The 23388-nt window shown below is 72.3% G+C and carries 23 protein-coding genes; 13 read left to right on the forward strand and 10 right to left on the reverse strand.

The window, feature by feature from the left end:
- Positions 1 to 163 precede the first annotated feature (163 nt).
- Positions 164 to 913 (reverse strand): gamma-glutamyl-gamma-aminobutyrate hydrolase family protein, encoded by a 750-nt coding sequence (locus ITJ64_RS14945; RefSeq protein WP_194681526.1) that lies wholly within the window; start codon positions 911 to 913, stop codon positions 164 to 166.
- Positions 914 to 1125: 212 nt separating this feature from the next.
- Between ITJ64_RS14945 and ITJ64_RS14950 the strand changes: the two genes are divergently transcribed.
- The 5 genes from ITJ64_RS14950 to ITJ64_RS14970 all read left to right on the forward strand — a co-directional run bounded on the left by ITJ64_RS14950 (position 1126) and on the right by ITJ64_RS14970 (position 6932).
- Positions 1126 to 3252, forward strand: a complete 2127-nt coding sequence (locus ITJ64_RS14950) for a TPM domain-containing protein (protein ID WP_194681527.1) — start codon at positions 1126 to 1128, stop codon at positions 3250 to 3252.
- 45 nt (positions 3253 to 3297) lie between these two features.
- On the forward strand, positions 3298 to 4044 hold the full coding sequence (locus ITJ64_RS14955; protein ID WP_194681528.1) for a PspA/IM30 family protein: 747 nt from the start codon (positions 3298 to 3300) through the stop codon (positions 4042 to 4044).
- A 91-nt stretch (positions 4045 to 4135) separates the two neighbouring features.
- The gene (locus ITJ64_RS14960) at positions 4136 to 4999 is read left to right on the forward strand and encodes an arginase family protein (RefSeq protein ID WP_370545202.1); all 864 of its coding nucleotides are present in this window, start codon (positions 4136 to 4138) and stop codon (positions 4997 to 4999) included.
- Between the two features lie 53 nt (positions 5000 to 5052).
- Entirely contained in the window at positions 5053 to 6498 is a 1446-nt protein-coding gene (locus ITJ64_RS14965; RefSeq protein ID WP_194681529.1) for an NAD(P)/FAD-dependent oxidoreductase, read from the forward strand.
- 47 nt (positions 6499 to 6545) lie between these two features.
- The gene (locus ITJ64_RS14970) at positions 6546 to 6932 is read left to right on the forward strand and encodes a Fe-S oxidoreductase (protein ID WP_194682176.1); all 387 of its coding nucleotides are present in this window, start codon (positions 6546 to 6548) and stop codon (positions 6930 to 6932) included.
- A 9-nt stretch (positions 6933 to 6941) separates the two neighbouring features.
- Here ITJ64_RS14970 and ITJ64_RS14975 read toward each other — a convergent pair whose 3' ends face one another.
- From ITJ64_RS14975 to ITJ64_RS15000, 6 genes are all read right to left on the reverse strand, one after another.
- The gene (locus ITJ64_RS14975) at positions 6942 to 7328 is read right to left on the reverse strand and encodes an SIP domain-containing protein (RefSeq protein ID WP_194681530.1); all 387 of its coding nucleotides are present in this window, start codon (positions 7326 to 7328) and stop codon (positions 6942 to 6944) included.
- A gap of 100 nt (positions 7329 to 7428) precedes the next feature.
- Positions 7429 to 8859 (reverse strand): amidase, encoded by a 1431-nt coding sequence (locus ITJ64_RS14980; RefSeq protein ID WP_370545203.1) that lies wholly within the window; start codon positions 8857 to 8859, stop codon positions 7429 to 7431.
- A gap of 8 nt (positions 8860 to 8867) precedes the next feature.
- A complete protein-coding gene (locus tag ITJ64_RS14985; protein WP_194681531.1) occupies positions 8868 to 9458 on the reverse strand; it encodes a GNAT family N-acetyltransferase in 591 nt (196 codons plus the stop codon).
- A 36-nt stretch (positions 9459 to 9494) separates the two neighbouring features.
- On the reverse strand, positions 9495 to 10193 hold the full coding sequence (locus tag ITJ64_RS14990) for a uracil-DNA glycosylase (protein WP_194681532.1): 699 nt from the start codon (positions 10191 to 10193) through the stop codon (positions 9495 to 9497).
- The gene (locus ITJ64_RS14995) at positions 10190 to 10921 is read right to left on the reverse strand and encodes a peptidase S51 (RefSeq protein WP_194681533.1); all 732 of its coding nucleotides are present in this window, start codon (positions 10919 to 10921) and stop codon (positions 10190 to 10192) included. The genes ITJ64_RS14990 and ITJ64_RS14995 overlap by 4 nt, the downstream gene beginning before the upstream one ends.
- Positions 10918 to 11487: a phosphoribosyltransferase gene (locus tag ITJ64_RS15000; protein WP_194681534.1), complete on the reverse strand. Its 570-nt coding sequence runs from the start codon at positions 11485 to 11487 to the stop codon at positions 10918 to 10920. The genes ITJ64_RS14995 and ITJ64_RS15000 overlap by 4 nt, the downstream gene beginning before the upstream one ends.
- Before the next feature lie 58 nt (positions 11488 to 11545).
- Here ITJ64_RS15000 and ITJ64_RS15005 point away from each other — a divergent pair, with 58 nt between their 5' ends.
- Entirely contained in the window at positions 11546 to 13015 is a 1470-nt protein-coding gene (locus ITJ64_RS15005) for an MFS transporter (RefSeq protein ID WP_194681535.1), read from the forward strand.
- On the opposite strand, the gene ITJ64_RS15010 is transcribed toward ITJ64_RS15005, so the two are convergent.
- Positions 13002 to 13775, reverse strand: coding sequence for an SDR family oxidoreductase (locus ITJ64_RS15010; protein ID WP_194681536.1), 774 nt, complete (start codon positions 13773 to 13775; stop codon positions 13002 to 13004). The genes ITJ64_RS15005 and ITJ64_RS15010 overlap by 14 nt on opposite strands.
- Positions 13776 to 13840: 65 nt before the next feature.
- Here ITJ64_RS15010 and ITJ64_RS15015 point away from each other — a divergent pair, with 65 nt between their 5' ends.
- The 6 genes from ITJ64_RS15015 (at position 13841) to ITJ64_RS15040 (ending at position 20909) form a co-directional block, all read left to right on the forward strand.
- Positions 13841 to 14914, forward strand: a complete 1074-nt coding sequence (locus tag ITJ64_RS15015) for an acyltransferase family protein (RefSeq protein WP_194681537.1) — start codon at positions 13841 to 13843, stop codon at positions 14912 to 14914.
- A gap of 32 nt (positions 14915 to 14946) precedes the next feature.
- Entirely contained in the window at positions 14947 to 16272 is a 1326-nt protein-coding gene (locus ITJ64_RS15020; RefSeq protein ID WP_194681538.1) for a bifunctional o-acetylhomoserine/o-acetylserine sulfhydrylase, read from the forward strand.
- A gap of 78 nt (positions 16273 to 16350) precedes the next feature.
- Positions 16351 to 17556: a homoserine O-acetyltransferase gene (locus ITJ64_RS15025; RefSeq protein ID WP_194681539.1), complete on the forward strand. Its 1206-nt coding sequence runs from the start codon at positions 16351 to 16353 to the stop codon at positions 17554 to 17556.
- Positions 17557 to 17681: 125 nt separating this feature from the next.
- Complete coding sequence (locus ITJ64_RS15030) at positions 17682 to 18845, forward strand: sensor histidine kinase (protein WP_194681540.1); 1164 nt, start codon at positions 17682 to 17684, stop codon at positions 18843 to 18845.
- Positions 18842 to 20179 (forward strand): hypothetical protein, encoded by a 1338-nt coding sequence (locus ITJ64_RS15035; RefSeq protein WP_194681541.1) that lies wholly within the window; start codon positions 18842 to 18844, stop codon positions 20177 to 20179. The genes ITJ64_RS15030 and ITJ64_RS15035 overlap by 4 nt, the downstream gene beginning before the upstream one ends.
- A gap of 22 nt (positions 20180 to 20201) precedes the next feature.
- The gene (locus ITJ64_RS15040; protein WP_370545204.1) at positions 20202 to 20909 is read left to right on the forward strand and encodes a response regulator; all 708 of its coding nucleotides are present in this window, start codon (positions 20202 to 20204) and stop codon (positions 20907 to 20909) included.
- Here ITJ64_RS15040 and ITJ64_RS15045 read toward each other — a convergent pair.
- Together ITJ64_RS15045 and ITJ64_RS15050 are read right to left on the reverse strand one after the other, a co-directional pair.
- Positions 20906 to 21229: a thiamine-binding protein gene (locus ITJ64_RS15045; protein WP_194681543.1), complete on the reverse strand. Its 324-nt coding sequence runs from the start codon at positions 21227 to 21229 to the stop codon at positions 20906 to 20908. The genes ITJ64_RS15040 and ITJ64_RS15045 overlap by 4 nt on opposite strands.
- Entirely contained in the window at positions 21177 to 22484 is a 1308-nt protein-coding gene (locus ITJ64_RS15050; protein WP_370545205.1) for a glycosyltransferase 87 family protein, read from the reverse strand. Before ITJ64_RS15050 ends, ITJ64_RS15045 begins: the two co-directional genes overlap by 53 nt.
- Positions 22485 to 22653: 169 nt before the next feature.
- On the opposite strand from ITJ64_RS15050, the gene ITJ64_RS15055 reads away from it, so the two are divergent.
- Positions 22654 to 23343: a YceI family protein gene (locus tag ITJ64_RS15055; protein WP_194681545.1), complete on the forward strand. Its 690-nt coding sequence runs from the start codon at positions 22654 to 22656 to the stop codon at positions 23341 to 23343.
- The last annotated feature ends 45 nt before the right edge of the window (positions 23344 to 23388 follow it).

A 23388-nucleotide genomic window follows, 5' to 3' on the forward strand; every position in this document is an offset into this window, starting at 1 on the left:
GATGATCGGGTGACGCGTCGACTCGAGTAACTCCAGTCACACACGCAACATCAACAACTTCGATCACAGTAGCAACACGCCGACGACAATGACAGTCCGGACGGCGGGACGGACATAGGGTTCGGCGCTCGGGCGGGCTCCGAACGCGACGGCGAGGGCGGGCTCAGGCCGCGACGGCGAGGGCGGGCTCGGTGACCGCCGCGAGCAGGGCGCCGAACTGGCCGCGCACCGCTCCCGGGTCCTCCGGGTGCCACTGCACGCCGAGCACCGGCGCCTCGCGGTGCGCGATCGCCTCGACGAGACCGTCGTGGGCGACGGCGGCGACCGCGAGCCCGCTGCCGAGCCGTGCCACCGCCTGGTGGTGGGCACTCTGGGTCGACACGACCCGGCCGAGCCGGTCGATCAGCGCCCCGGCGAGCAGGGTGCCGGCCGTCAGCTCCACGTCGTGGGTCGACATGACGCGCTCGATCGGCTCGCCGTCGCGGCGGTGGGACGAGCCCTCCCCCAGGTCCTGCACGAGCGTGCCGCCGAGGGCCACGTTGATGATCTGGTGACCGCGGCAGATGCCGAGCAGCGGGGTGCCGCGCTCGACCGACCGGCGCGCCAGCAGGATCTGCGCCTCGTCGGCCCGCTCGGCGTGCCGGCCCTCGGCGCGGTAGCCGCGGGCGGCGCCGTAGTGCTCCGGGGCGATGTCCTCGCCGCCGAGCACCACCACGGCGTCGGCGCCGTCGGTGCGGGCCAGGGTGTCGGCGACGGTCGCGTCCTCGGCGGCGACGACCTCGACGGTCCAGCCCGCGGCCTGCGACACCGCGACCGCGCGGCGCATCAGCATCGTCGAGTACGCGTGGTACTCCGGCGCGTGCGGCCGGTGGGCCGTCACGGTGACGATGCTGAGGCGGCGGTCGGTGGTCATGACGTCCATCCTGTCGAGCGGCGGCGGGGCGTGCATCCGCTCGTGTCATGCGGCGCAACACAAGGACTTCGGTGCGGGTGCCGGATGCGACGGGCCGTCGTCGGATGTCGCCTGCCGCCGCGCTCGCATCCACCCGGGAGGCTCCCGGGAATCACTCGGTCGCCGCACGGATTCGTAGCGGCCCCGGCCCCCTCCCTCCTAGACTTCACGCAATGAGACAGCCCCTCCCGGCCCCCGCCTCTTCGCGAGCGCCGCACCGCCTCCTCGCCCGGATCGGCGCCTCCGCCGGCGCGATCGCCCTCACCGCGCTCGCCCTCGTGCTGGCACCCGCCCAGGCCGCCCTGGCCGGCGACCCGGTGTCGCTCGACGGCCGCTACGTGGTCGACGAGGCGGGTGTGCTCGGCGGCTCCACCACCGAGGTGCAGGACGCCATCGACACCCTCGCCACCGAGCAGGGCGTCAACCTCTTCGTCGTCTACACCGACAGCTTCGAGAACCCCGCCGACCGCCAGCAGTGGGCCGCCGAGACGGCGCAGCTGAACCAGCTCGGCACCAACGACGTGCTGCTCGCCGTCGCCGTCGACGACCGGCTCTACCAGCTGTCGGTCGACTCCGGCTTCCCGCTCGACGACCAGCAGCTGCAGAGCATCGAGACCGACGACATCGTGCCGCAGCTGCGCGACGAGGACTGGGCCGGAGCCGCCGTGGCGGCCGCCCAGGGCATCGACGGCGCGCTCGGCGGCAGCGGGTCCGTCGACGGCACCGCCGACAGCGACGGAGCGGGCCTGCTCGGCGGCTTCATCTGGGTGGTCGCCATCCTCGTGGTGCTGATCGTGGGGGCCGTGGTGATCGCCCTCGTGCTGCGCCGCCGCCGCACCCTCGACAAGGCCGTCACCGCCCAGGTCGAGGCCGCCGGCCCCAGCCAGAAGGAGCTCGACCAGAAGGTCGGCGCCCTGCTCGTCGAGCTCGACGACGCCGTCACCTCCAGCACCGAGGAGCTCGGCTTCGCCGTGGCCCAGTTCGGCGCCGAGGCCACCGCACCCTTCCAGACGGCGCTGACCGAGGTGAAGGCCGAGCTGTCCCGCGCCTTCACCATCAAGCAGAAGCTCGACGACGCCGTGCCCGACACCGACGAGGAGCGCCGGGCCTGGTCGCTCGAGATCATCGACATCTGCGAGAAGGCGGATGCGCGGCTCGACTCCGAGGCCGGTGCCTTCGACGCCCTGCGCGACGTCGAGCGCGACCCCGCCCCGGCCCTCGCCGAGGCGCGCTCCGAGCTCGCCGACTCCGCCACGGCCGCCGACGAGGTGCGCGAGCGCCTGACCGCCCTGGGCCGGAGCTACGACGCCACCGCGCTCGGCACCGTCGAGGGCAGCGCCGAGCAGATCGACAAGCTCCGCGCCTTCGCCACCGCCCAGCTCACCGAGGCCGAGCAGGCCGTCGCGGCCGGGCGCACGGGCGAGGCGGCGGTGCAGATCCGGGCCGCCCGGCAGGCCTCGGCCCAGGTGCGCACGATCGCCCTGGCCGTGCTCACGCTCGAGCGGAACCTCCGCGACGCCTCCGCCGGGCTCGCCGCCGCCGTCGCCGACGCCGAAGCCGACGTGGCCGCCGCCGCGCAGCTCGAGGCGAGCCGCCCGGGCACCGGCGTCGCCGGGCTGTCCGCCGCCGTGCGCGTCGAGCTCGAGCGGGCCCGCACCACGGGCGCCCGCGATCCGCTGAACGCCCGGCAGGCCCTCGAGCGCGCCGACGCGCCGCTGGATCAGGCGCTGGCCGCCGACCGCACCGAGCGCGAGCGTCAGGCGCGCATCCTGAGCCAGCGCGACCGGGCCATCAGCTCGGCCGAGAGCCAGGTCGCCTCGACGCAGCAGTTCCTCGAGACCCGCCGCGGCGCCGTCGGGACGGATGCCCGCACCCGCCTCTCGGAGGCCCAGCGGCACCTCGACCAGGCCCACGCCCTCGCCGCCACCGACCCCGAGGGGTCGTTGCGCGAGGCCACCACCGCCGCCGAGCTCGCGACCCGCGCCGCGGCGTCGGCCCAGCAGGACGTCTCGTGGGCCCAGTCGGGCCAGAGCAGCTGGGGCGGCGGCGGAACCTGGTCGAACAGCGGCAGCCGGCAGAGCGGCGGCGGCGACGACTTCGCCGGCGCGCTGCTCGGCGGCATCATCGGCAGCATGCTCGGCGGGGGCGGCGGCGGGCGCTCGTCGTACCGCGGCGGCTTCGGCGGAGGCTCGTCCCGGGGCGGCGGTTTCGGGGGCGGTGGCTTCGGCGGCGGCAGCCGGCGCTCGAGCGGCGGCAGCTTCGGCGGCGGAGGCCGGCGCGGCGGCGGCGGTCGCTTCTAGTTCGTGAACCAACAGAATCCATCGGCACCACCAGAAGGAGACAGGATGTCCAAGCAGTCGATTTTCGGTCGCATCGCGCAGCTCGCCAAGGCGAACATCAACGCGCTGATCGATCAGGCCGAAGACCCCCAGCTCATGCTCGACCAGCTCGTGCGCGACTACACCACGAACATCGCCGACGCCGAGAGCGCCATCGCGCAGACGATCGGCAACCTGCGCCTGCTCGAGGACGACCACCGCGAAGACGTGGCGGCCGCCTCCGACTGGGGCCGCAAGGCTCTCGCCGCGAGCCAGAAGGCCGACGAGTTCCGCTCGACCGGCAACGCGGTCGACGCCGACAAGTTCGACGCGCTCGCCAAGGTCGCCCTGACCCGCCAGCTGCAGTCCGAGAACGAGGCGAAGGACGCCGAGCCCTCGATCGCCAGCCAGACCGAGTCGGTCGAGAAGCTGAAGTCGGGCCTCGCCGCCATGAAGGAGAAGCTCAACCAGCTGAAGGCCAAGCGCGACAACCTCGTCGCCCGCGCCAAGACCGCCGAGGCCCAGAGCCAGGTGCAGGCGGCGCTGAAGAACATCGACGTGCTCGACCCCACCAGCGACCTCGGCCGCTTCGAGGAGAAGATCCGCCGCGAGGAAGCCCGCGTGCGCGGCCAGGAGGAGCTGAACTCCTCCAGCGTCGACGCGCAGTTCGAGAGCCTCGACGACCTCGGCGAGCTGACCGAGGTCGAGGCGCGGCTCGCCGCGCTGAAGGCGGGCTCGGGCGGCGGCTCGCGCGCCGTGACGAGCGGCGAGTAGGCACGGCGATCGCGGTGGGCGCGCGGGCAGGCCGGTGGGCGAGACGGGTCACCTCGGTGGCGCCGCGCCCGGGGGCCGGGCGGTGGGCGCGGTGAGCGCCACGTTCGTGGTGGTGCCGAGCTGGCAGGGCTCGGGATCGAGCCGGGCCATGCGCCTGATCGACGGCGCCGAGGCGGTGCGCGGCGACCTGCCCGCCGCCGCCACGCGCGTCGTCGAGGTGCCGCAGGGCGCCGGCGAGTCGCTCGACACCGGCGTGCACCGCTTCTCGTCGATCGCCGCGATCACCCAGGCCACCGAGGCCGTGCTCGCCGAGGCGCCCGGCACGCCGATCCTCATCGGCGGCGACTGCGGGGTGGAGTTCGCGGGCATCCGGCACGCCGCCGCGACCGCCGCCCGGCGGTCGCCCGACGCGCGGCTCGCCGTCGTCTGGTTCGACGCCCACGCCGACCTCAACACCCCGCAGAGCTCGCCGTCGGGGGCGTTCCACGGCATGGTGCTGCGGTCGCTCCTCGGCGGCGGGCCGGTGGAGCTCTCCGACCCGTCCGGCACGGGTGCGGCCACACCGGTGCTCGAGCCCGCGCAGGTGGTGCTCGCGGGGGCCCGCGCCCTCGACGACGCCGAGGCGGAGTACGTGGCCGAGGCGGGGATCCGGATGCTTGGACCCACCGAGCTCGCCGACCCCGCCGCCCTCGTCGAGACGCTCGTGGCCGCCGGCACCACCGAGGTCTACCTGCACGTCGACCTCGACGTGATCGACCCCGGTGAGATCGAGGGCGTGCAGTTCCCGGAGCCGTTCGGGCTTCCGGTCGCCCAGCTCGTCGCCGCCATCCGCGCGGTGCGCGAGGCGTTCCCGCTGACCGGGGCGGGCATCACCGAGTTCGCGCCCTCGACCCCCGAGGCGGCGGTCGATGACCTGCCGGCCATCCTCCGCATCGTCTCGGCGCTCGTGCGCTGAGCGATCCATCACGCACGACCCGACGCACGACCCGAGTAGCACCAGGAGCAGCTGTGACAAAGGAATACGACCTCATCGTCATCGGAGCCGGCGCCGTCGGCGAGAACGTCGCCGATCGCGCCGTGCAGGGCGGCCTCACGGTCGCGCTCGTGGAGGCCGAGCTCGTGGGCGGCGAGTGCTCCTACTGGGCCTGCATGCCCTCGAAGGCGCTGCTGCGCTCCGGCGAGGTCGTGCGCGCCGCCCGCGCCGTCGGCGGAGCGAAGGAGGCCGTGACCGGCGAGATCGACGCCGCCGCCGTGCTGGCCCGCCGCACCTCGTTCACGAGCGACTGGAACGACAGCGGCCAGGTCGACTGGGTGAAGGGCGCCGGCATCGACCTCGTGCGCGGCCACGCCGTCTTCACCGGCGTCAAGGCGCTCACCGTGACGGCCGGCGACGGCAGCACCACCGAGCTCCGCGCCCGGCACGCGGTCGCGGTGTCGACCGGCTCGGTCGCCCTGCTGCCCGACATCCCGGGCCTCGCCGAGGCCGCACCGTGGACGAGCCGGGAGGCCACCAGCGCCCGGAGCATCCCGCCCCGCCTGCTGATCGTCGGCGGCGGCGTGGTGGCCGTCGAGATGGCCACGGCCTACGCGAGCCTCGGTTCGACCGTCACCCTCGTCGCCCGCAGCGGCCTGCTGGCGAACCAGGAGCCCTTCGCGGGCGAGCTGGTGGCGGATGCCCTGAAGGAGCTCGGCGTCGACCTCCGCCTCGGCGACTCCCCCGAACGTGTCGAGCGCGGCGACGACGGCGTGGTGCGCACCACACTCTCCGACGGCGGCACGATCGAGTCGGAGGAGATCCTGATCGCGACCGGGCGACTCCCCCGCACCGGCGACCTCGGCCTCGAGACGATCGGCCTCACCCCCGACGAGTGGCTCCACGTCGACGACACCATGCTCGTGCTCGGCGCCGACGGCGCACCCCTCGAGGGCGAGTGGCTCTACGCCACCGGCGACGTGAACCACCGGGCGCTGCTGACCCACCAGGGCAAGTACCAGGCCCGCGCCGCCGGCGACGTCATCGTCGCCCGCGCGAAGGGCGAGACGGTCGACGACGCCCCCTGGGGCCGGCACGTCGCCACCGCCGACCACCGCGCGGTGCCCCAGGTGACCTTCACCGACCCGGCGGTCGCCTCGATCGGGCTGACCGCGAAGGCCGCCGAGGAGGCGGGACTCACGACGACCGTCGTCGACTACGAGATCGGCAGCGTCGCCGGGGCCGCCGTGCACACCGACGGCTACACGGGAACCGCCCGGATCGTCGTCGACGACGACCGCCAGGTGATCGTCGGCGCCACCTTCGTGGGCCCCGACGTGCAGGAGCTGCTGCACTCCGCGTCCATCGCCGTCGTGGGCGAGGTGCCGATGAAGCGGCTCTGGCACGCGGTGCCCTCGTATCCGACGATCAGCGAGGTGTGGCTGCGCCTCCTCGAGGGCTACGGACGGAAGAGCGCATGACGGCCGACGAGGGCACCGGCGTCGATACCGCACCGGGCGGCCCGGTGATGGAGCGGGTGCGGAGCATCCTGTACTACCCGCCGGTCGCCCGTGCGGGGTACCTCTACGCCACCGCGGTGGCCGCGACCGTGGGCACCCTGCTCGGAACGGGCCGGGTGCGCCGGGTGGAGGACGGCCTGATCGTCTGCGCCGGTCTGCCGAAGTGGGCCTTCAAGCGCGGCGGCACCTGCGTGGGCGGGGTCTACCTCACCGATCGCAACGACGCGCCGCACGTGCTGCGGCACGAGGCGGTGCACCGGCAGCAGTGGAAGACGTACGGCCTGATGTTCCCCGTGCTCTACGCCCTGGCCGGCAGCGACCCGCTGCACAACCACTTCGAGATCGAGGCCGGGCTCGAGGACGGCAACTACCTGCCGCGCCGGAAGAAGGACTGAGCCGAAGAACTAAACGGCGAGGTGCTCTGAGGGCACGGCCTGGCCGAGCCAGATGCAGATCTCGTCGCCGTCGAGCTCGAGCTCGCCCGTCGACATCTCGCCGATCCACGCGGTGACCGCGCGGCCGAGGGCCTGGCCGGGGGCGCAGGCGAGGCCCGTGCCCATGGCACCGCTGCGCACGTCGCGCGGCAGCCAAGTGACGGTGACGCGCTCGGGGGTCGCGATCGGCTCGATCTCGGCCGCGGTCGGCACCTCGACGAAGACCTGCCCGCGGGCGCGGTGGCCGAGGCTGGCGACGAGGGCCCGGAGGGCGTCGAGGTCGGCCTCGGTTCCGGCGAGGAGCACGCGGCCGGAGGCACGGGAGACGAGGGTGGCGTCAGAGGCGATCGAGTACATGTCCTGATGAGTATAGGCATGCCTTACTTAGGATTGCCACACCTACGGCGATCGTTCAGGATGCGAGTGCTCCGCGAGCACCCGGGCTACCGCACCCGAGCTACCACTGCGGCGGGTGGATGCGCCCCCACCGCAGGCGCCGCTCCAGCTGCGCGCCGAGCGCGAGCAGCGTCGCCTCTCCCCCGGGCCGCCCGATCAGCTGCGCCCCCATCGGGATGCCGTCGGCCGTGCGGTGCACCGGGAGCGTGATCGCCGGGAGCCCCGCCACGTTGACGTAGGAGGTGAAGGGCGCGTATTCGACCTGCTGCGCGAAGTTGCGCTCCCCGTCCTCCTGGTCGTACCAGCCGACCGGGCGGGGCGTGAGCGCGAGCGTCGGCGTCAGCACGGCGTCGAAGCGGTCGAACTGGCGCACGATCGAGCGCTCGAAGCGCGAGAGCGTCGCCAGGGCGGCGACGAGCTCCGAGGCCGGCAGAGCGCGACCGCGGTGCATCAGCCAGCGCGTCAGCGGCTCGAGCAGGTGCTCGGTGCTCTCGTCGGCCGGCAGGGTCGAGGCGCCCGCCTGCCAGATCGTGCGGAAGGCGGGCCCGTACTCCGGGGCCGGTTCGAGCGCGAACTCCTCCACGCCGTGGCCGAGCGAGGCCAGCGTGTCGCGGGCGACGGCGAGGGCATCCGTCGCCGCCGGATCGAGCCGGATCTCCTGCACGAGCTCCCAGGGGGTGCTCGTCGTGACGCCGATGCTGAAGCGGCCCTCGCCGCGCACGGCGGCGCCGAGGAACAGGCCGTCGTCGTAGGCGGGCGGCCTGAGCGTGTGGGTGTGGCGGATGCGGTCGCCGGTGCGGGCGATCATCCCGTCCAGTAGCAGGGCGGCGTCGACGACCGTGCGGGCGATCGGCCCGGCGACCGGCAGGCCGGCGAGCGAGTCCTGCCCCGACCCGGCGGGCACCAGCCCGCGCGAGGGCTTCAACCCGACCAGCCCGCAGGCCGCCGCCGGGATGCGGATGGAGCCGCCCCCGTCGGAGCCCGGCGCGAACGGCAGCAGCCCGGCCGCGACGGCGACCGCCGCTCCCCCGCTCGAGCCGCCGGCACCGAGTGCGGTGTCGTAGGGGTCGCGGGCGGGCGGCGCCACGCTGCTCTCGGTGTAGCCGGTCAGCCCGAACTCGGGCGTCGCCGTCTTGCCGAGGCTCACCGTGCCGGCGGCGTCGAGCTGCAGTGCGAGCTCGTCCGACTCCGACGGCACGAACTGCTCGAACAGGCGCGAGCCGAAGGTGGTGCGCACGCCGGCCCGGCGCACCAGGTCCTTATCTGCGACCGCCAGCCCCCAGAGCAGCGCGGTGCGATCGTCGGAGGAGTCGAGCATCCGGGCCCGCTCGCGCGCCGCGTCGGCCGTCACCGTGTGGAAGGCTCCGAGGGACGGGTTCAGTCGCTCGACGCGCTCGAGGTAGTGGTCGACGGCCTCGAGCACCCCGAGTTCGCGGCGCTGCAGCAGCCGGTACTGCTGCAAGGCACCGAATTCATGGATCTGCGTGGGCACGAGTTCCCCTACTTCAGCGACTTCTGCAGCAGCACCGTGCCGAGCCAGTGCTCGAACTTGAAGCCGACCCGGCCGAGCCGCCCGACCTCCTTGAATCCGAAGCGCTCGTGCAGCGCGATCGACGCCTCGGCGCCCTGGTCGGCGATGACCGCGAGCATCTCCTTGATGCCGGCCTTCTTCGAGCGGTCGATCAGTTCCCCGAGCAGCACCTTCCCGAGGCCCTTGCCCGTGGCCGCCGGGCCGAGGTAGATCGAGTCCTCGACGGTGCGACGGTAGGCCGCCTTCTGCTTCCAGGCCGAGACGTAGGCGAAGCCGAGCAGCGTGCCGCTGGGTGAGACCGCGACGATGAAGGGGTAGTTCGCCTTCTGCGTCCAGGCGAACTTGTGCCGCCACTCCTTCAGGGTCATGGCGTCCTCGTCGAATGTCACGACCGTGTTGGCCACGTAGTGGTTGTAGATCTCGCGGATGTACGGCAGGTCGGTGGCCACCGCATCCCGCAGCTCGTACTCGAACGGCACCTCGAGCGGCGGCTTCTCGGTGCTGGTGGGGCGCAGCTCGCGGGGCAGCCTGCGACGCGGCTGGTACTCCTCTTCCAACATGCGGTTCAGCCTAGCGAGCGCGGGCGGCCGCGCGGCTCAGCGCACGGTCCAGTCCACCGGCGCGGCGCCCTGCTCCTCGAGCAGCGCGTTGACCCGGCTGAACGGCTTCGAGCCGAAGAAGCCGCGCGACGCCGACAGGGGGCTCGGATGCGCGGACGAGACCACGGGCACCCCCGCGAGCATCGGCTCCAACCGGGCCGCGTCCCGCCCCCAGAGCACGGCGACGAGCGGCGTGCCCCGCCCGGCCAGCACCCGGATGGCGTGCTCCGTCACCTCTTCCCACCCCTTCCCGCGGTGCGAGGCGGGCTCTCCCGGCCGCACCGTGAGCACCCGGTTCAGCAGCATCACGCCGGCCTCGCCCCACGACGACAGGTCGCCGTGCTCGGCGGGCGGCAGCCCGAGGTCGTCGTCGAGCTCCCGGTAGATGTTCGCGAGACTCCGCGGCACGGGCCGCACGTGGCGCTCGACCGCGAACGACAATCCGATCGGATGCCCGGGCGTCGGGTACGGGTCCTGCCCCACGATGAGCACCCGCACCCCGGCGAGCGGCGCGCGGAAGGCCCGCAGCACGTCGTCACCGGCCGGCAGGTACGGACGGCCCGCCGCGACCTCGGCGCGGAGGAAGTCGCCCATCGCGGCGATCCGCGGAGCGACGGGCGCGAGCGCCTCCGCCCAGCCCGCGTCGATCAGCCCGTGCTCGGCCAGCTCGGCGAGCGACTGCCCCGAGGCGTTCACGCCCGGTCGGCGCCGGCCGTCGAGACGCGCACGCTGCCCGAGTCGGGCGTGACCTTCCAGACGCTGCCGCGACCGAGGACCCGCAGGGGGCCCTCCCCGATCACGAGCCCGGTGTGCTCGTCGATCGCCACGCCGCCGTCGACGAGGCCCGCCTCGGTGGCGGCGATCAGGCGCGAGACCGAGCCCCACTGCGCGGCGTGCACGTCGACCGCGAGGTCGATCAGGCCGAGGCCCTCGGCGACGGTGAGCTGCTCGAGGTCTTCGGAGGCCTCCTCGGCGCCGATCTCGACGGCGTCGATCTTCCAGCCGCCGACGATGGCGCGCTCGGCGACGATCGCGGCACCGGCCGAGAAGCCGAGGTAGGGAACGCCCGACGCGACGAGACGCCGCAGCTCGAGGAAGGAGGGCTCGAGCGACTGCCGGTAGGCGGGCGTCAGGCCGCCCCAGACGACGATGCCGTCGACGTCGGCGAAGGCGGCCGGCGCGATGGGGGCGTTCTCGGGGGCCAGCACGGCCACCGGCTCGATCTTGCCGAGCAGCTCGAAGGCCGCCACCAGCTCGGCGTACTTCTCGGGGGCGTCACCGTCGCGCACCAGCACGATCGCGAGCCGGGCGCCCTCGAGCTTGCCCGCCGCCTCGGCGTGGGCCGCGATCTCGTCGAAGAACGGGCGGTAGACGGCGCCCTCGTCCTCGACCGGCCAGCCGCCGCCGATCAGGTGGATGCTCACGCCTCGAGCGACCGCTCGTCGCCCACGGGAGGGTGCGCCGACCAGGGGAACACGATCCACCGGTCGGTCGTCTTCCAGTGGAAGTCGGGCGCGATCACCGAGCGCGGCTTGATGTAGAGGGTCGCCGACTTCACGGTGATGTCGACCTTCTCGAGCAGCTCCACGACGAGGGCGAGGGTGCGGCCGGAGTCGGCGACGTCGTCGACGAGCAGCACGTTCTTGCCGATCAGCGGCTCGTTGTCGAGCAGCGGCGGCAGGATGATGGGCTCGGGCAGCGTCTCCTCGACGTCGGAGTAGAACTCGACGTTCAGGCTGCCGCAGCTCTTCACGCCGAGCGCGTAGGCGAGCGCGCCGCCGGGGATCAGGCCGCCGCGGGCGATGGCGATCACGAAGTCGGGCTCGAAGCCGCTCTCGACGATGTCGCGGGCGAGCGAGCGGGAGGCGTCGCCGAACTCGAGCCAGCCGAGCACCTCGCGCTCGGAAGCGGCCGGGGCCTCCTCGGCGGCCGGGGCGGCCGTGACGGCCACCGAATCGTCGAGGGTCACGTCGTCTGAGGCCGAATTCATGGAGGCAACGCTATCGGTAATCCCCCCACCGCCACGACCCGGCCGCTAGCATCCGTTCATGACCCGCGCCGTCACCCCCGCCGCCTCCTCCGCCCGCGGCGCGCTCGGCGTCTCGGCGTCGCTGATCGGCTTCCTGTTCGCCGTCGAGCTGACCAGCGGCATCCTGCAGGGCTACTACGTGCCCCTCATCTCCGACCTCGTGCTGCACCTCGGAATCCGCGACGCCGACTTCAACTGGTTCGAGGCGGCGCAGCTGCTGCTCTCGGCCCTCGTGGTGCCGGTGCTGGCGAAGCTCGGCGACATGACCGGGCACAAGCGGATGCTGCTGGTCGCGACCGTGGTCACCGCGGGCGCCAGCTGGTGGCTGGTCGTCGCGGGCGACTTCACGAGCTTCCTCGTGGCCTGGGCGCTGCAGGGCTTCTACGTCGTCTGGCTGCCGCTCGAGGTGGCGCTGATCTTCGACCGCGGACGGCGCTCGGGCCGGGCCGCCTCGCAGACCCGCCGGGCCGCCGGCCTGCTCGTGGTCGCCCTCGAGACCGGCGCGATCGTGGGGGCGCTGTCGGGCGGCGCCGTGTTCACCGCCCTCGGCGGCGACGTCGGCCTCACGCTGATGATCCCGGCGATCGCCGTGACCCTGGTGTTCTTCGTCATCCTGTTCGGCGTGCCCGAGTCGACGCCGGAGCCCGGGAAGCGCACCCTCGACGTGGTGGGCTTCACCTTGCTCACGGTCGGGCTGCTGCTGATCACGAGCGGCCTCACCTTCCTCCGGGTGAACGGGCCCGGCACCTGGTGGGTCTGGCTGCTGATGCTCGCGGGAGCGCTGGCGTTCATCCCGTTCGGGCGCTGGGAGCTGCGGCAGAAAGATCCGGCGATCGACCTGCGGGTGCTCCGGCAGCCGTCGATGTGGCCCGTGCAGCTGACGGCCGGCCTCGTGGGCATCAGCCTCCTCGGCGCGCAGGCGCCCCTCAGCACCTTCGCGGGCACCGATCCGGCGAACGGCTACGGCTTGGGGCTCGCCGCCACCAGCCGGTCGATCCTGATCGGTGCGTACCTGCTGTCGATGATCGTCGGCGCGCTGCTGTTCCCGCTGGTGTCACGGCGGTCGAGCCCCCGGGTGGCGTTGATCGCCGCGACCTTCCTGGTGGCGATCGGCTACGCCCTGTTCCTGCCGTTCCATCAGGAGACCTGGCAGGTGGTGACGAACATGGTGATCGCCGGCCTCGGCTCGGGAGCCCTGGTCGGGGCGCTGCCGGCCGCCGCCGCCGCGGCCGCACCCCTGGGGCAGACGGGGATCGCCGCCGGGCTGACGAACACGACCAAGACGATCGGCGGATCGTTCGCCTCGGCCGTGTTCGCCGTGGTGCTCTTCCACGGGGCGTCGACGGTGGTGGGGTCGACCGCGTCGAGCCTCTCGGGCTACCTCGTGGTCTGGGCGATCTGCGCGGGCGGAGCGCTGGCGGCGGCCGTGCTGCTGTTCTTCGTGCCGAAGCTGGCGTTCGCCGATCCGGTGACCGTCAGCTCTCCTTGACCCTGAGCTCGCCGCGCGCGATCTTGTGCACCGCCGACTGGGCGACCGGCTTCACGACCACGAGGTCGAGGCTCACGTGCGGAGGCATCCCGAGCATCATCGCGATGGTCGCCGCCACGTCGTCGGCGCTCAGCGGGTCGGGCACGTCGTCGTAGACCGAGTCGGCCCGCTCCTGGTCGCCGCGGAAGCGGTTCAGCGAGAACTCCTCCGTCTTGACCATGCCGGGCGCGATCTCGAGCACGCGGATCGGCTCCCCGCTGACCTCCAGCCGCAGCACGTCGACCATCGAGTGCACGGCGAACTTGGCCGCGTTGTAGCCGCCTCCGCCCTCGTACGAGACGTGCCCCGCGATCGAGGAGACCATCAGGATGTCGGCCGAGCCGCCGGGCTCGACCGATTCACGCAGCAGCGGCAGCAGGGCCGCCGTGACGCGCTTGACCGCGAGCACGTTGATCTCGAACATCCACCGCCAGTCGTCGACCTCGCTCTTCTCGACGCTGTCGAGGCCCATGGCCCCGCCGGCGTTGTTCACGAGCGCGCTCACGCCGCCGCTTTCCGCCAGGAAGTCGCGGAGCGCCTCGACGTCGGCGGCCACGGTGAGGTCGGCCACGAACACCTCGCAGCCGGTCTCGGCGGCCAGCTCCTCGAGCCGGTCGGCCCGACGGGCCACCCCGACGACGTCCCAGCCGTCCTGCCGCAGCCGGCGCACCGTCGCCGCACCGATCCCCGAACTCGCCCCTGTCACAACCGCGCGCTTCATCAGCGAACCTCTCCGACCGGGACCGCCCCGGTCCCTTCCGTGCCTACAAAGGTAGTGTCAAGAGGGTGACTGCTCCCGCCACCCCCGCCGAGACGGCGCCGTCCCGGCCCAAGCGGGTGCCGCTCTGGGACAACGCCCGCTTCATCGCCATCCTGCTCGTGGTGGTCGGTCACGCCATCCTCAAGCTGATCGCCGAGTCCGACACGGCCTACGGCGTCTACCTCTTCATCTACGCCTTCCACGTGCCCGTGTTCGTGGCCGTCGCAGGCTACTTCGCCAAGGCGGATGCTCCGGGCCCGAAGCAGCTGCGCCGCATCGTCACCGACCTCGTGCTGCCGTACCTGATCTTCGAGACGATCTGGTCGGTCGTGCGCTCGATCGTCGCCGGATCCCTGCTGTTCGACTACGCCATCCCGTCGTGGACGCTCTGGTTCCTGCTCGCCCTGATCATCTGGCGGGTGTCGCTGCCCTACCTCGCCCTGCTGAAGCACCCCCTGCTGATCGCCGTCGTCATCTCGGTGGCCGCCGGCTACCTGCCGGGGATCGGCGGCGTGTTCGCCCTCGACCGCACGCTGACCCTGCTGCCCTTCTTCGTGCTCGGCTGGCGACTGCGGCAGCTGCCGCTGACGGCGATCTGGCTGCGGGCGTCGGCGCGCACCGTGCTCCTCGTGCGGGCCGGCGCGATCGCCGTCTTCGCCGTCGTCGCCGTCGTGATCGCGCTGAACGTGCCGCTCCTGCGCGAGATCAAGCTGCGGCGGTTCCTGCTGTTCGAGGAGGCCTACCCGACCTTCGGCTACGACGAGTGGTGGGCCGGGGCGGTGCGGCTCGGCGTGATCGTGCTGGCGGGCATCCTCGTGCTCGCCTTCCTCGTGCTGATGCCCCGGAGCGCGACCTGGTTCTCACCGCTCGGCCAGGCCACCATGTACGTCTACCTGCTGCACTCCTTCGTGCTGTACCCGATCCGTGAGTCGGGGGTGCTGAGCGGGCCGCAGAACGACCTGCTGCTGGTCGGGATGATCGTGTTCAGCGTGCTCCTCACCCTCCTGCTGGCCTCGAGACCCGTGCGCCGCGTCACCCGGCCGCTCGTCGAGCCGCGGGCCAGGTGGCTGTTCGTTACGCCCCGCGTCGCGCGCGATTGATCGCGGGTCGCGGCGGCCCTACTCTCCAAGACATGAGCGATTCCGCAGCGAACTGGAAGTTCGAGACCAAGCAGATCCACACCGGCGCGCAGCCCGACCCGACGACGAATGCCCGGGCGACGCCGATCTACCAGACCACCTCGTACGTCTTCAACGACGCCGACCACGCGAAGAACCTGTTCGCGCTCGCCGAGTTCGGCAACATCTACACGCGCATCCACAACCCCACGCAGGACGTGGTGGAGCAGCGGGTCGCCGCCCTCGAGGGCGGCACCGCGGCGCTGCTCGTGGCCTCGGGCCAGGCGGCCGAGACCTTCGCCGTGCTGAACATCGCGCAGGCGGGCGACCACATCGTCTCGTCGTCGTCGATCTACGGCGGCACCTACAACCTCTTCAAGTACACGCTCGCGAAGCTCGGCATCGAGACCACCTTCGTCGAGGACCAGGACGACGCCGAGGAGTGGCGCCGCGCCGTGCGCCCGAACACGAAGCTGTTCTTCGCGGAGACCATCGGCAACCCGAAGATCAACATCCTCGACATCGAGCTCGTCTCGACCGTCGCCCACGAGAGCGGCGTGCCGCTGATCGTCGACAACACGATCGCCACCCCGTACCTCATCCGCCCGTTCGAGCACGGTGCCGACATCGTCGTGCACTCGGCCACGAAGTTCCTCGGCGGCCACGGCACGGTGATCGGCGGCATCATCGTCGACGGCGGCCGCTTCGAATGGTCGAAGAACACCGAGAAGTTCCCGGGGCTGACCGAGCCCGACCCCTCCTACCACGGCGTCAGCTACACGGGAGCGCTCGGCGACCCGATCGCGTACATCATCAAGGCGCGCGTGCAGCTGCTCCGCGACCTCGGCGCCTCGATCGCGCCGGCCAGCGCCTGGCAGCTGATCCAGGGCATCGAGACGCTGTCGCTGCGTATCGAGCGGCATGTGCAGAACGCCCAGGAGATCGCGGAGTGGCTCGACGCCCACCCCGACGTCGCCACGGTCTACTACGCCGGCCTGCCCTCGAGCCCCTGGTACGCCGCCGCCAACCGGTACGCCCCGAAGGGCGTCGGCGCGGTGCTCAGCTTCGAGCTGAAGGGCGGCGTCGACGCCGGCGCCCGCTTCGTGGAGAGCCTGTCGCTGTTCAGCCACCTGGCGAACATCGGCGACGTGCGCTCGCTCGTCATCCACCCGGCCTCGACGACGCACTCGCAGCTCACGCCCGAGCAGCAGCTGACCGCCGGTGTCACCCCCGGCCTCGTGCGGCTCTCGGTGGGCCTGGAGAACATCGACGACCTGAAGGCCGACCTCGAGTCGGGCCTCGAGGCCGCCCGACAGGTGGTCGCGGCCAACGCCGTCTGACCGTGACGTCCCGACGGGGGCCCGGTGCGTGTAACAATCGCGCACCGGGCCCCCGTCTCGTGCAGAATCGACAGCGACATGGACTGGCAGACGAACGAGGACACGGTTCCGAGCGGCTTCGTCACCGACGCCCAGATCCGCTCGGTGCTCGGCAAGCCACCGGCGTCGGGAGCGTGGCGGGTCGGCGACCCGGTCGGCCGGCGCTCCTTCGCCGCGATCGGCGACGTCGTCTTCGAGACCGGCGAGACCGTGCCGAACGTGCAGATCGCGTATCAGAGCTACGGCACGCTGTCGCCCGCCCGCGACAACGCGGTGCTCGTGCTGCACGCCCTGACGGGTGACAGCAACCTGAACCATCCGGCCGAGCCCGGGCATCCGACCGACGGCTGGTGGCCGGGGCTCGTGGGGCCGGGCCTGCCGATCGACACCGACCGGTGGTTCGTGATCGCCCCGAACATGCTCGGCGGCTGCCAGGGCTCGACCGGGCCGTCGTCGGTGGCGCCCGACGGGGCCGAGTGGGGCGCCCGGTTCCCGTTCACCACGATCGTCGACCAGGTGCGGGCGCAGCACGCGCTGTCGGAGGTGCTCGGCATCGAGCGCTGGGCGGCCGTCGTCGGCGGCTCGATGGGCGGGATGCAGGTGCTCGAGTGGGCGGTGCGCTACCCCGAGGCGATGGCGCGGATCGCCGTGATCGCGGCGCCGGCGTTCAGCTCGGCCGACCAGATCGGGCTGAACTCGGTGCAGGTGCAGGCCATCCGCGCCGACCCGGCCTTCAACGGCGGCGACTACTACGATGCCCCCGACGGGGAGGGGCCGCACCACGGGCTCGCGCTCGCCCGGCGGATGGCGCTGCTGAACTACCGCAGCCCCGACGAACTGAACGACCGCTTCCGGCGCAGCTGGCAGAGCGGGCTCGACCCGCTCGGGGGCGGCGGCCGGTTCGCCGTGGAGTCCTACCTCGACTTCCACGGCAACAAGTTCACCCGCCGCTTCGACGCCAACAGCTACATCACGTTGGTGGAGGCGATGAACTCGCACGACCTCGCCCGCGGCCGCACCGGGGTGCAGGCCGCCCTCGAGTCGGTGCGGGCGACGGCGCTCGTGGTCGGCATCGACAGCGACCGGCTGTTCCCCGTCGCCGATCAGGAGCTGATCGCCCGGCACCTGCCGAACACGCTCGACGGCGACCGGCCCGTGGTGATCGAGTCGAAGTTCGGCCACGACGGGTTCCTGATCGAGTTCGACGTGGTCGGGCGCGAGATCGCCAGACTGCTTCGGGAATGAGAAAACCGGGGGCCGCCTCAGCGACCCCCGGTGCATTTCCCCCCGGAACTGCTTCCATGTTAGCGACAAGTGTCGACTTCGTGGCGACCCCAGTTGTGGGGAGGGCCGCCTGTACTATTCAGACTGTGCCCAGGACCGACCGTGAACGGCGAAAGCTCCTCACCCGGTCGGCGCGCGACCTCGGCATCCTGTTCACCGGAGCATCGCTCGGTTCGGTCGTCCTGGCCAACATGGACCGGCTCGAGCAGGTCGCCGTGCCGGTGGTGCTGTTCGTGCTCACCGGGCTCGGGTTCTACCTCGTCGGCAGCGCCCGATCCCTGCTCTGGCCGGGCATCGTCTACGGGCTGAGCCTCCTGACCCTCGCGAGCTTCGCCCTGCACGGCACCCTGATCTCCGACGTGGCGACCACGGGAGCGGTGACGTTCTTCGCGTCCACGGCCATCCCCACGCTCATCCTCACCGTCGCCACCACCCGGCGCCTGCTCTGGATCGTGGTGCCCGCCTACCTGCCCGTGCTCGCGATGACCACCGTCGTCACCTGGCCGACCGGGCGCACCGTCTTCGTGATCGCCTCGGTCGTCGCCGGCTGGGTGGCGCTGTTCATCACGGCGACCTGGCTGTCGGCCAGCCTCCGCCGCGCGTTCGGCGGCATGGCCCGGCTCGGCCGCGCCCACGCCGTGGAGCGGCAGGCCAGCGAGTTCGAGGCGCAGCGCCGCCGCAGCGCCCGGCTGCTGCACGACACCGTGCTCGCCACCCTGACCCTGCTGGCGCACTCGGGCATCGGCGTGCAGCCCGAGGCCCTGCGCAAGCAGGCCGGCGAGGATGCGCGGCTGCTGCGCCAGCTGCGCCTCGGCGGCACCCCGATGCCCCGCTCCTCGGGCGGCTACACGCTCGAGCACGTCGAGACGGGCGACCTCGGCCACACCCTCGAGTCGGTGAAGCAGCGCTTCGGGCGGATGGGGCTGCAGGTCGCCTGGCACGGCAGCGGCCAGATCCTGCTGCCCTCGCACGTGCTCGACGCCTTCCTGCTCTCGCTGTCCGAGTGCCTCGAGAACGTGCGGCGGCACGCCCAGGTGGGCTCCGCCGACGTCACGATCTCCGAGGACGACACCTCGGTGCGCGCGATGGTGACGGATGCGGGGGTCGGCTTCGACCTCGACACCGTCGACATCGAGCGTCTCGGCCTCGCCGAGTCCGTGATGGCGCGGGTGCGCGACGTCGGCGGCAAGGTGCGGCTGTTCTCCTCCCCCGGTGCGGGCACGACGGTGGTGCTGGAGGTGCCGAAGTGACCGAGCGGCCGGCAGAGACCGAGCGGCCCGGCGAGACCGAGCGGCCCGAGCATCCGACCCCCGTCTCGTTCACCCCGGGAGCGGGCACCCGCAGCCGGATGCGCAGCGCCGACCCCGACGGCGCCCTGACCCAGCTGGTGCGGGCTCGGCGTCTCGGCCCCGACGCCGTCGACGCCGTGCGCCGGGGCATCGCCCGCGACTCCCGGCTCGGCATCGGCTACCTCGGCATCGGCGCCGTCATCATCGGCGCGCTGCTCGTGGTGCGCGGTCTCGTCTCGCTCAGCTGGACGATCGCCCGGAACGCCCTGCCCGGCCTCACCCTGACGGGCTGGGTGCTCGTGATCGCCGTGTTCGTGGCCGCCGTGGTCATCGCCCGGCGCACCCGCGGCAGCCTGCCCGACTGGGCCTGGACCGGGATGCTCGTGGCCGGCGCCCTGAGCGTGGTGCTCGACCACGTGGCGGTCTGGAACTCCCCCGACACCAACTACGTCTCCGTGCCCATCGCCGTGGGGGCCACCCTCCTCGCCTGCTCCACCTTCCGGCCGGTGAACCAGATGCTGATGGCCGCGATCGGGCTCACCGCACTGGAGCTCTCGGCGATCGTGATCGGCGCCCTGATCGACCCGCCCGGGCTCGTCTACACCGGGCAGCAGGTCTCGCTCGCAGTCGCCCCGCTGTTCGCCGGCGTCATCGTCGTGCGCTCCTTCGGTCGCCTGGTGCAGCGCGAGCTCGACCGCACCGTCGCCGAGAGCACGATCACCGCTCCCCGGTACGGCCTCGGCCTGCTCGCCTCGGCCGAGCTCGCCCGCCTCGACCTCGCCGCCGAGGAGCTGCTGCAGGACGTCGCGAGCGGCCGCACGACCCTGCCGCTGGACCGCTCGGAGGCGGCCACCGCATCCGGTCTCGCCACCGACCTGCGCCGCCTGCTCGTCGCGGGGCGCCGCGAGACCTGGCTGCACCACGCCGTCGCCGACTCCGAGTACCTCGCCTCGGCGGTGCGGCTCGTCGACCCCGACGGTCTCGCCGGCTACCTCGAGGCGCCGCAGCGCGACGGCCTGCTCTCGGCCATCTGGCTGATCGTCGACGGCTCGGGCCGCTGGGCCCCCACGATCGAGGTCGAGATCGGGCGGCCCGGCTCCCTCAGCGGGCCCGACGCTCTGGATAGGATGGTGCTCCCGATAGCCATGTCGGTCGGCGAGATCCCCCGGCGCCGCATCGACCCGGCTGTCTGGTCGGCCCTTTCCCGAGTCGGCCAGTACTCCGTCGACGGCCGCACCGGCCGCCTGCGGGTCAGTGTCGACGCCCATGTTGTCGTGCCGGACGCCTCGCGGTGAGCCGGACAGAAGGAGACCTGTGGTGACGATCACACGCGAACCCATCCGACTGGCCATCGTCGACGACCACCGGATGCTCCTCGGCGCCCTGACCGAATGGATCCGCGGCGCCGCCGACGACATCTCGATGGTCGCGGCCGTGACGACCTGGCCCGACCTGCTCACCCACCCGGAGTTCCCCGTCGACGTCGTGCTGCTCGACCTCGACCTGAAGGACAACCTCCCGGTCTCGGTGAAGCTGCGGGCCCTGAAGTCGGCGGGCGTGAAGACCGTGCTGATGAGCACCTACTCCGAGCCGGTGGTCGTGCGCGAGGCCATCGCGGCCGGCGCCCTCGGCTACCTCGTCAAGAGCGAGGAGGCCGACATGATCGTCGAGGCAATCCGCGCCGCCTCGGCCGGCGACAGCTTCATCTCCACCGAGCTCGACCTGGCCCTCGCGGCCGACGACCTCGACTCCTCCCCGCGGCTCTCTGCCCAGGAGCGGCGGGTGATGGCGCTCTACGGCGGCGGCGAGCCCGTGAAGCAGGTCGCGAAGGCGCTCGACATCTCGGAGGAGACCGCGAAGTCCTACCTCAAGCGCATCCGCGAGAAGTACCGCCTGGTCGGCATCGACGTCGGCACGAAGGTGGCGCTGCGGAAGCGCGCCATCCAGGACGGGCTGCTGCCCCGCGACGAGTACCTCGGCAACCAGAGCGCCGAGGACTTCGAGGACGACGTGCTGCCGAGCTAGGTGCGGCGCTCGAGCGCCGCTTCCAGGCGCTCGACCTTGCCGGTCAGCTCACCCGAGTGCCCGGGCCGGATGTCGGCCTTCAGCACCAGCGAGACCCGCGAGCCGTAGGCGCCGACGGCCTCGGTCGCCCGCTTGACGACGTCGAACACCTCGTCCCACTCGCCCTCGATGGTCGTGAACATCGAGTCGGTCGAGTTCGGCAGCCCGGATGCCCGCACCACCTCGACCGCGGCGGCGACGGCGTCGTGCACGCTCGCCCCGTCGCCCTCACCCGCGGGGGAGGCCCCGCCCGACGGTGCCACCGAAAACGCCACGAGCATGCTGATCCGCCTTTCCCGATCCGCGTCTACTCTGCCACAGCATGACCACCGCGATCACGAGCATCGTGATGCTCAGCAGGTTGCGCAGGGTGAGCACCGTGAGCATCACCGGGTCGAGCCCGAGGATGGCGTCGTACGCGATCGGGTAGATGACCTGGGTCAGCCCGGCCATCACGAAGGCGAGCACGGCCGGCCAGAAGAACCGGCGCCCCTGCGTGACGAGGCCCAGGATGATCGGGGCCGACAGCCACACCATGAACTGGGGCGATCCGACCTTGTTGAACACGATCAGGGCCATCACCAGCGCGAGCGCGAGCGGCGGCAGCACGTGGGTCGCCGGAGCACCCTTCCGCACCACGTAGACGGCGAACAGCAGCACCGCGGCGACCGCGACCACGAGCAGCGGGGTCATCAGCATCGCCGCGACGTCGCTGCCCGGGCCGGTGACCTGGAAGGTGAGGATCTGCATGTCGTAGTAGACCTCGGAGCCACCACCCGCGTAGGCCGACCAGAGCCAGAACACCGAGGTCGGCGCCTCGACCTGCATGCCCCGTCCGGTCTGCTCGGAGACGAAGCTGAAGGCGTTCAGTCCCGCCCCGAGCGCCAGCGCCCCGGCCAGCACCGCGACGAGGGTGACGGCCGCGGCGACGGCCGTGCGCATCCGTCGACGCAGCGTGATGACCACCGCGGCGATCATCGCGGCGGGCCAGACCTTCACCCAGGTGGCGATCGCGAGCAGCACGCCCGCGAGCACCGGCCGGTTGCGGGCGACGAGCAGCCCGGCGATCACGATGTCGACGGTGATGATGTCGATGCGCCCGAGCGCGACCGGGCCGAGCAGCAGCAGGAACAGCAGCCACCACCAGGCGGCCGCGAGGCGGAGGCGCTCCCCCGTCTCGAGCGGGCGCGTGCCCTCGGCGCGACCGACGCGGCGGCGGGTGGTGAGGTAGGCGAAGATGGCCGCGTCCGCGATGGTCACCACGATCATCCAGCCGATGCCGTAGAGGCCGGGGCCGAGAGCCATCGCGGCGAGCATCGGCACGAAGGCGAGGATCGGGTAGACCCACGGGCCGTCGATGCCGAGCCGGTAGCCGTCGAGGGACTGCTCCACCCAGCCCTTGTACACGCTCGTGACGTCGCCGAACGGCTGGTTCGGGTGCGTCAGACCGTCGTAGCCGAGCCAGACGTGGAGGGCGAGGAAGGCCGCCCAGAGCACGAGGGGGTTGGCCGCGAGGCGAGGGAGGCGTGTCAGCACGAGGGTCATCCTAGGGTGTGCCCCGTGAGTGGGCCGTGTGCGCGGGCCGTGCGGCTGGGCCGTGCGACTGGGCCGGGACCGCGGCCCAGCCCCCGCACCGGTCGTTCTCAGCCCGCAACCACCTTTCCTTGGTTCACTGGGATCACTCCCACCGAACCGGAAGTCCTTCGTGAACAGATCCGCCAAGACCGCCGTCGCCCTGATGGCCTCGGTCGCCGCCATCGGCGCCGTCGCCCTGGTCGCCGTGCCGATCCTCGCGCGCAGCATGACGCTCGATCAGAGCGCCACGGTGCAGGCCGTCATGCCGACCGTCTTCGGCACCCCCGACGACGAGCTCGACAGCTCGGTCGAGACGACGAGCTTCTCGATCGACCGCTCCTCCTCCATCGGCTACCGCATGCAGAGCGCCTCGGGCGACGACCTCGTCTCGGCCGAGACCGACGAGATCTCGGGCGTCATCGCCCGCACCGGCGACACCATCACCACCGCCGAGTTCATGGTCGACCTCGCCACGCTCGCGGGCGACGGCGGGCCGCGCAACGCGGTGCTGAGCGCCCTGCTCGCGGCGACCGGCGGCAACTCGACGGCCTCCTTCGTGCTCTCCGACCCGGTGGACCTGCCCGAGGCGGGCGGCGATCCCGTCGAGACGACCATCACGGGCACGCTCACGGTGCGCGGCATCAGCCACGAGGTGCAGGCGCAGGCCGAGATCGGCTTCGACGGCGAGTCGGGCACGCTCACCGGCAGCATCCCGATCGCGCTCTCCGACTACGGATTCTCGAGCACCGCGCTGGCCGTGGTGGGGGCGTCCGACACGGCGCACATCGACATCGACCTGGTGGCGGCGCCCGCGAACTGAGGGGCGGTGATGGTGCGGGTGCTGGTGCCGGTGCTTTTCGTCGGC

Origin of the sequence: Herbiconiux sp. VKM Ac-1786 (genome assembly GCF_015350805.1) — a bacterium.
GTDB lineage: Bacteria > Actinomycetota > Actinomycetes > Actinomycetales > Microbacteriaceae > Herbiconiux.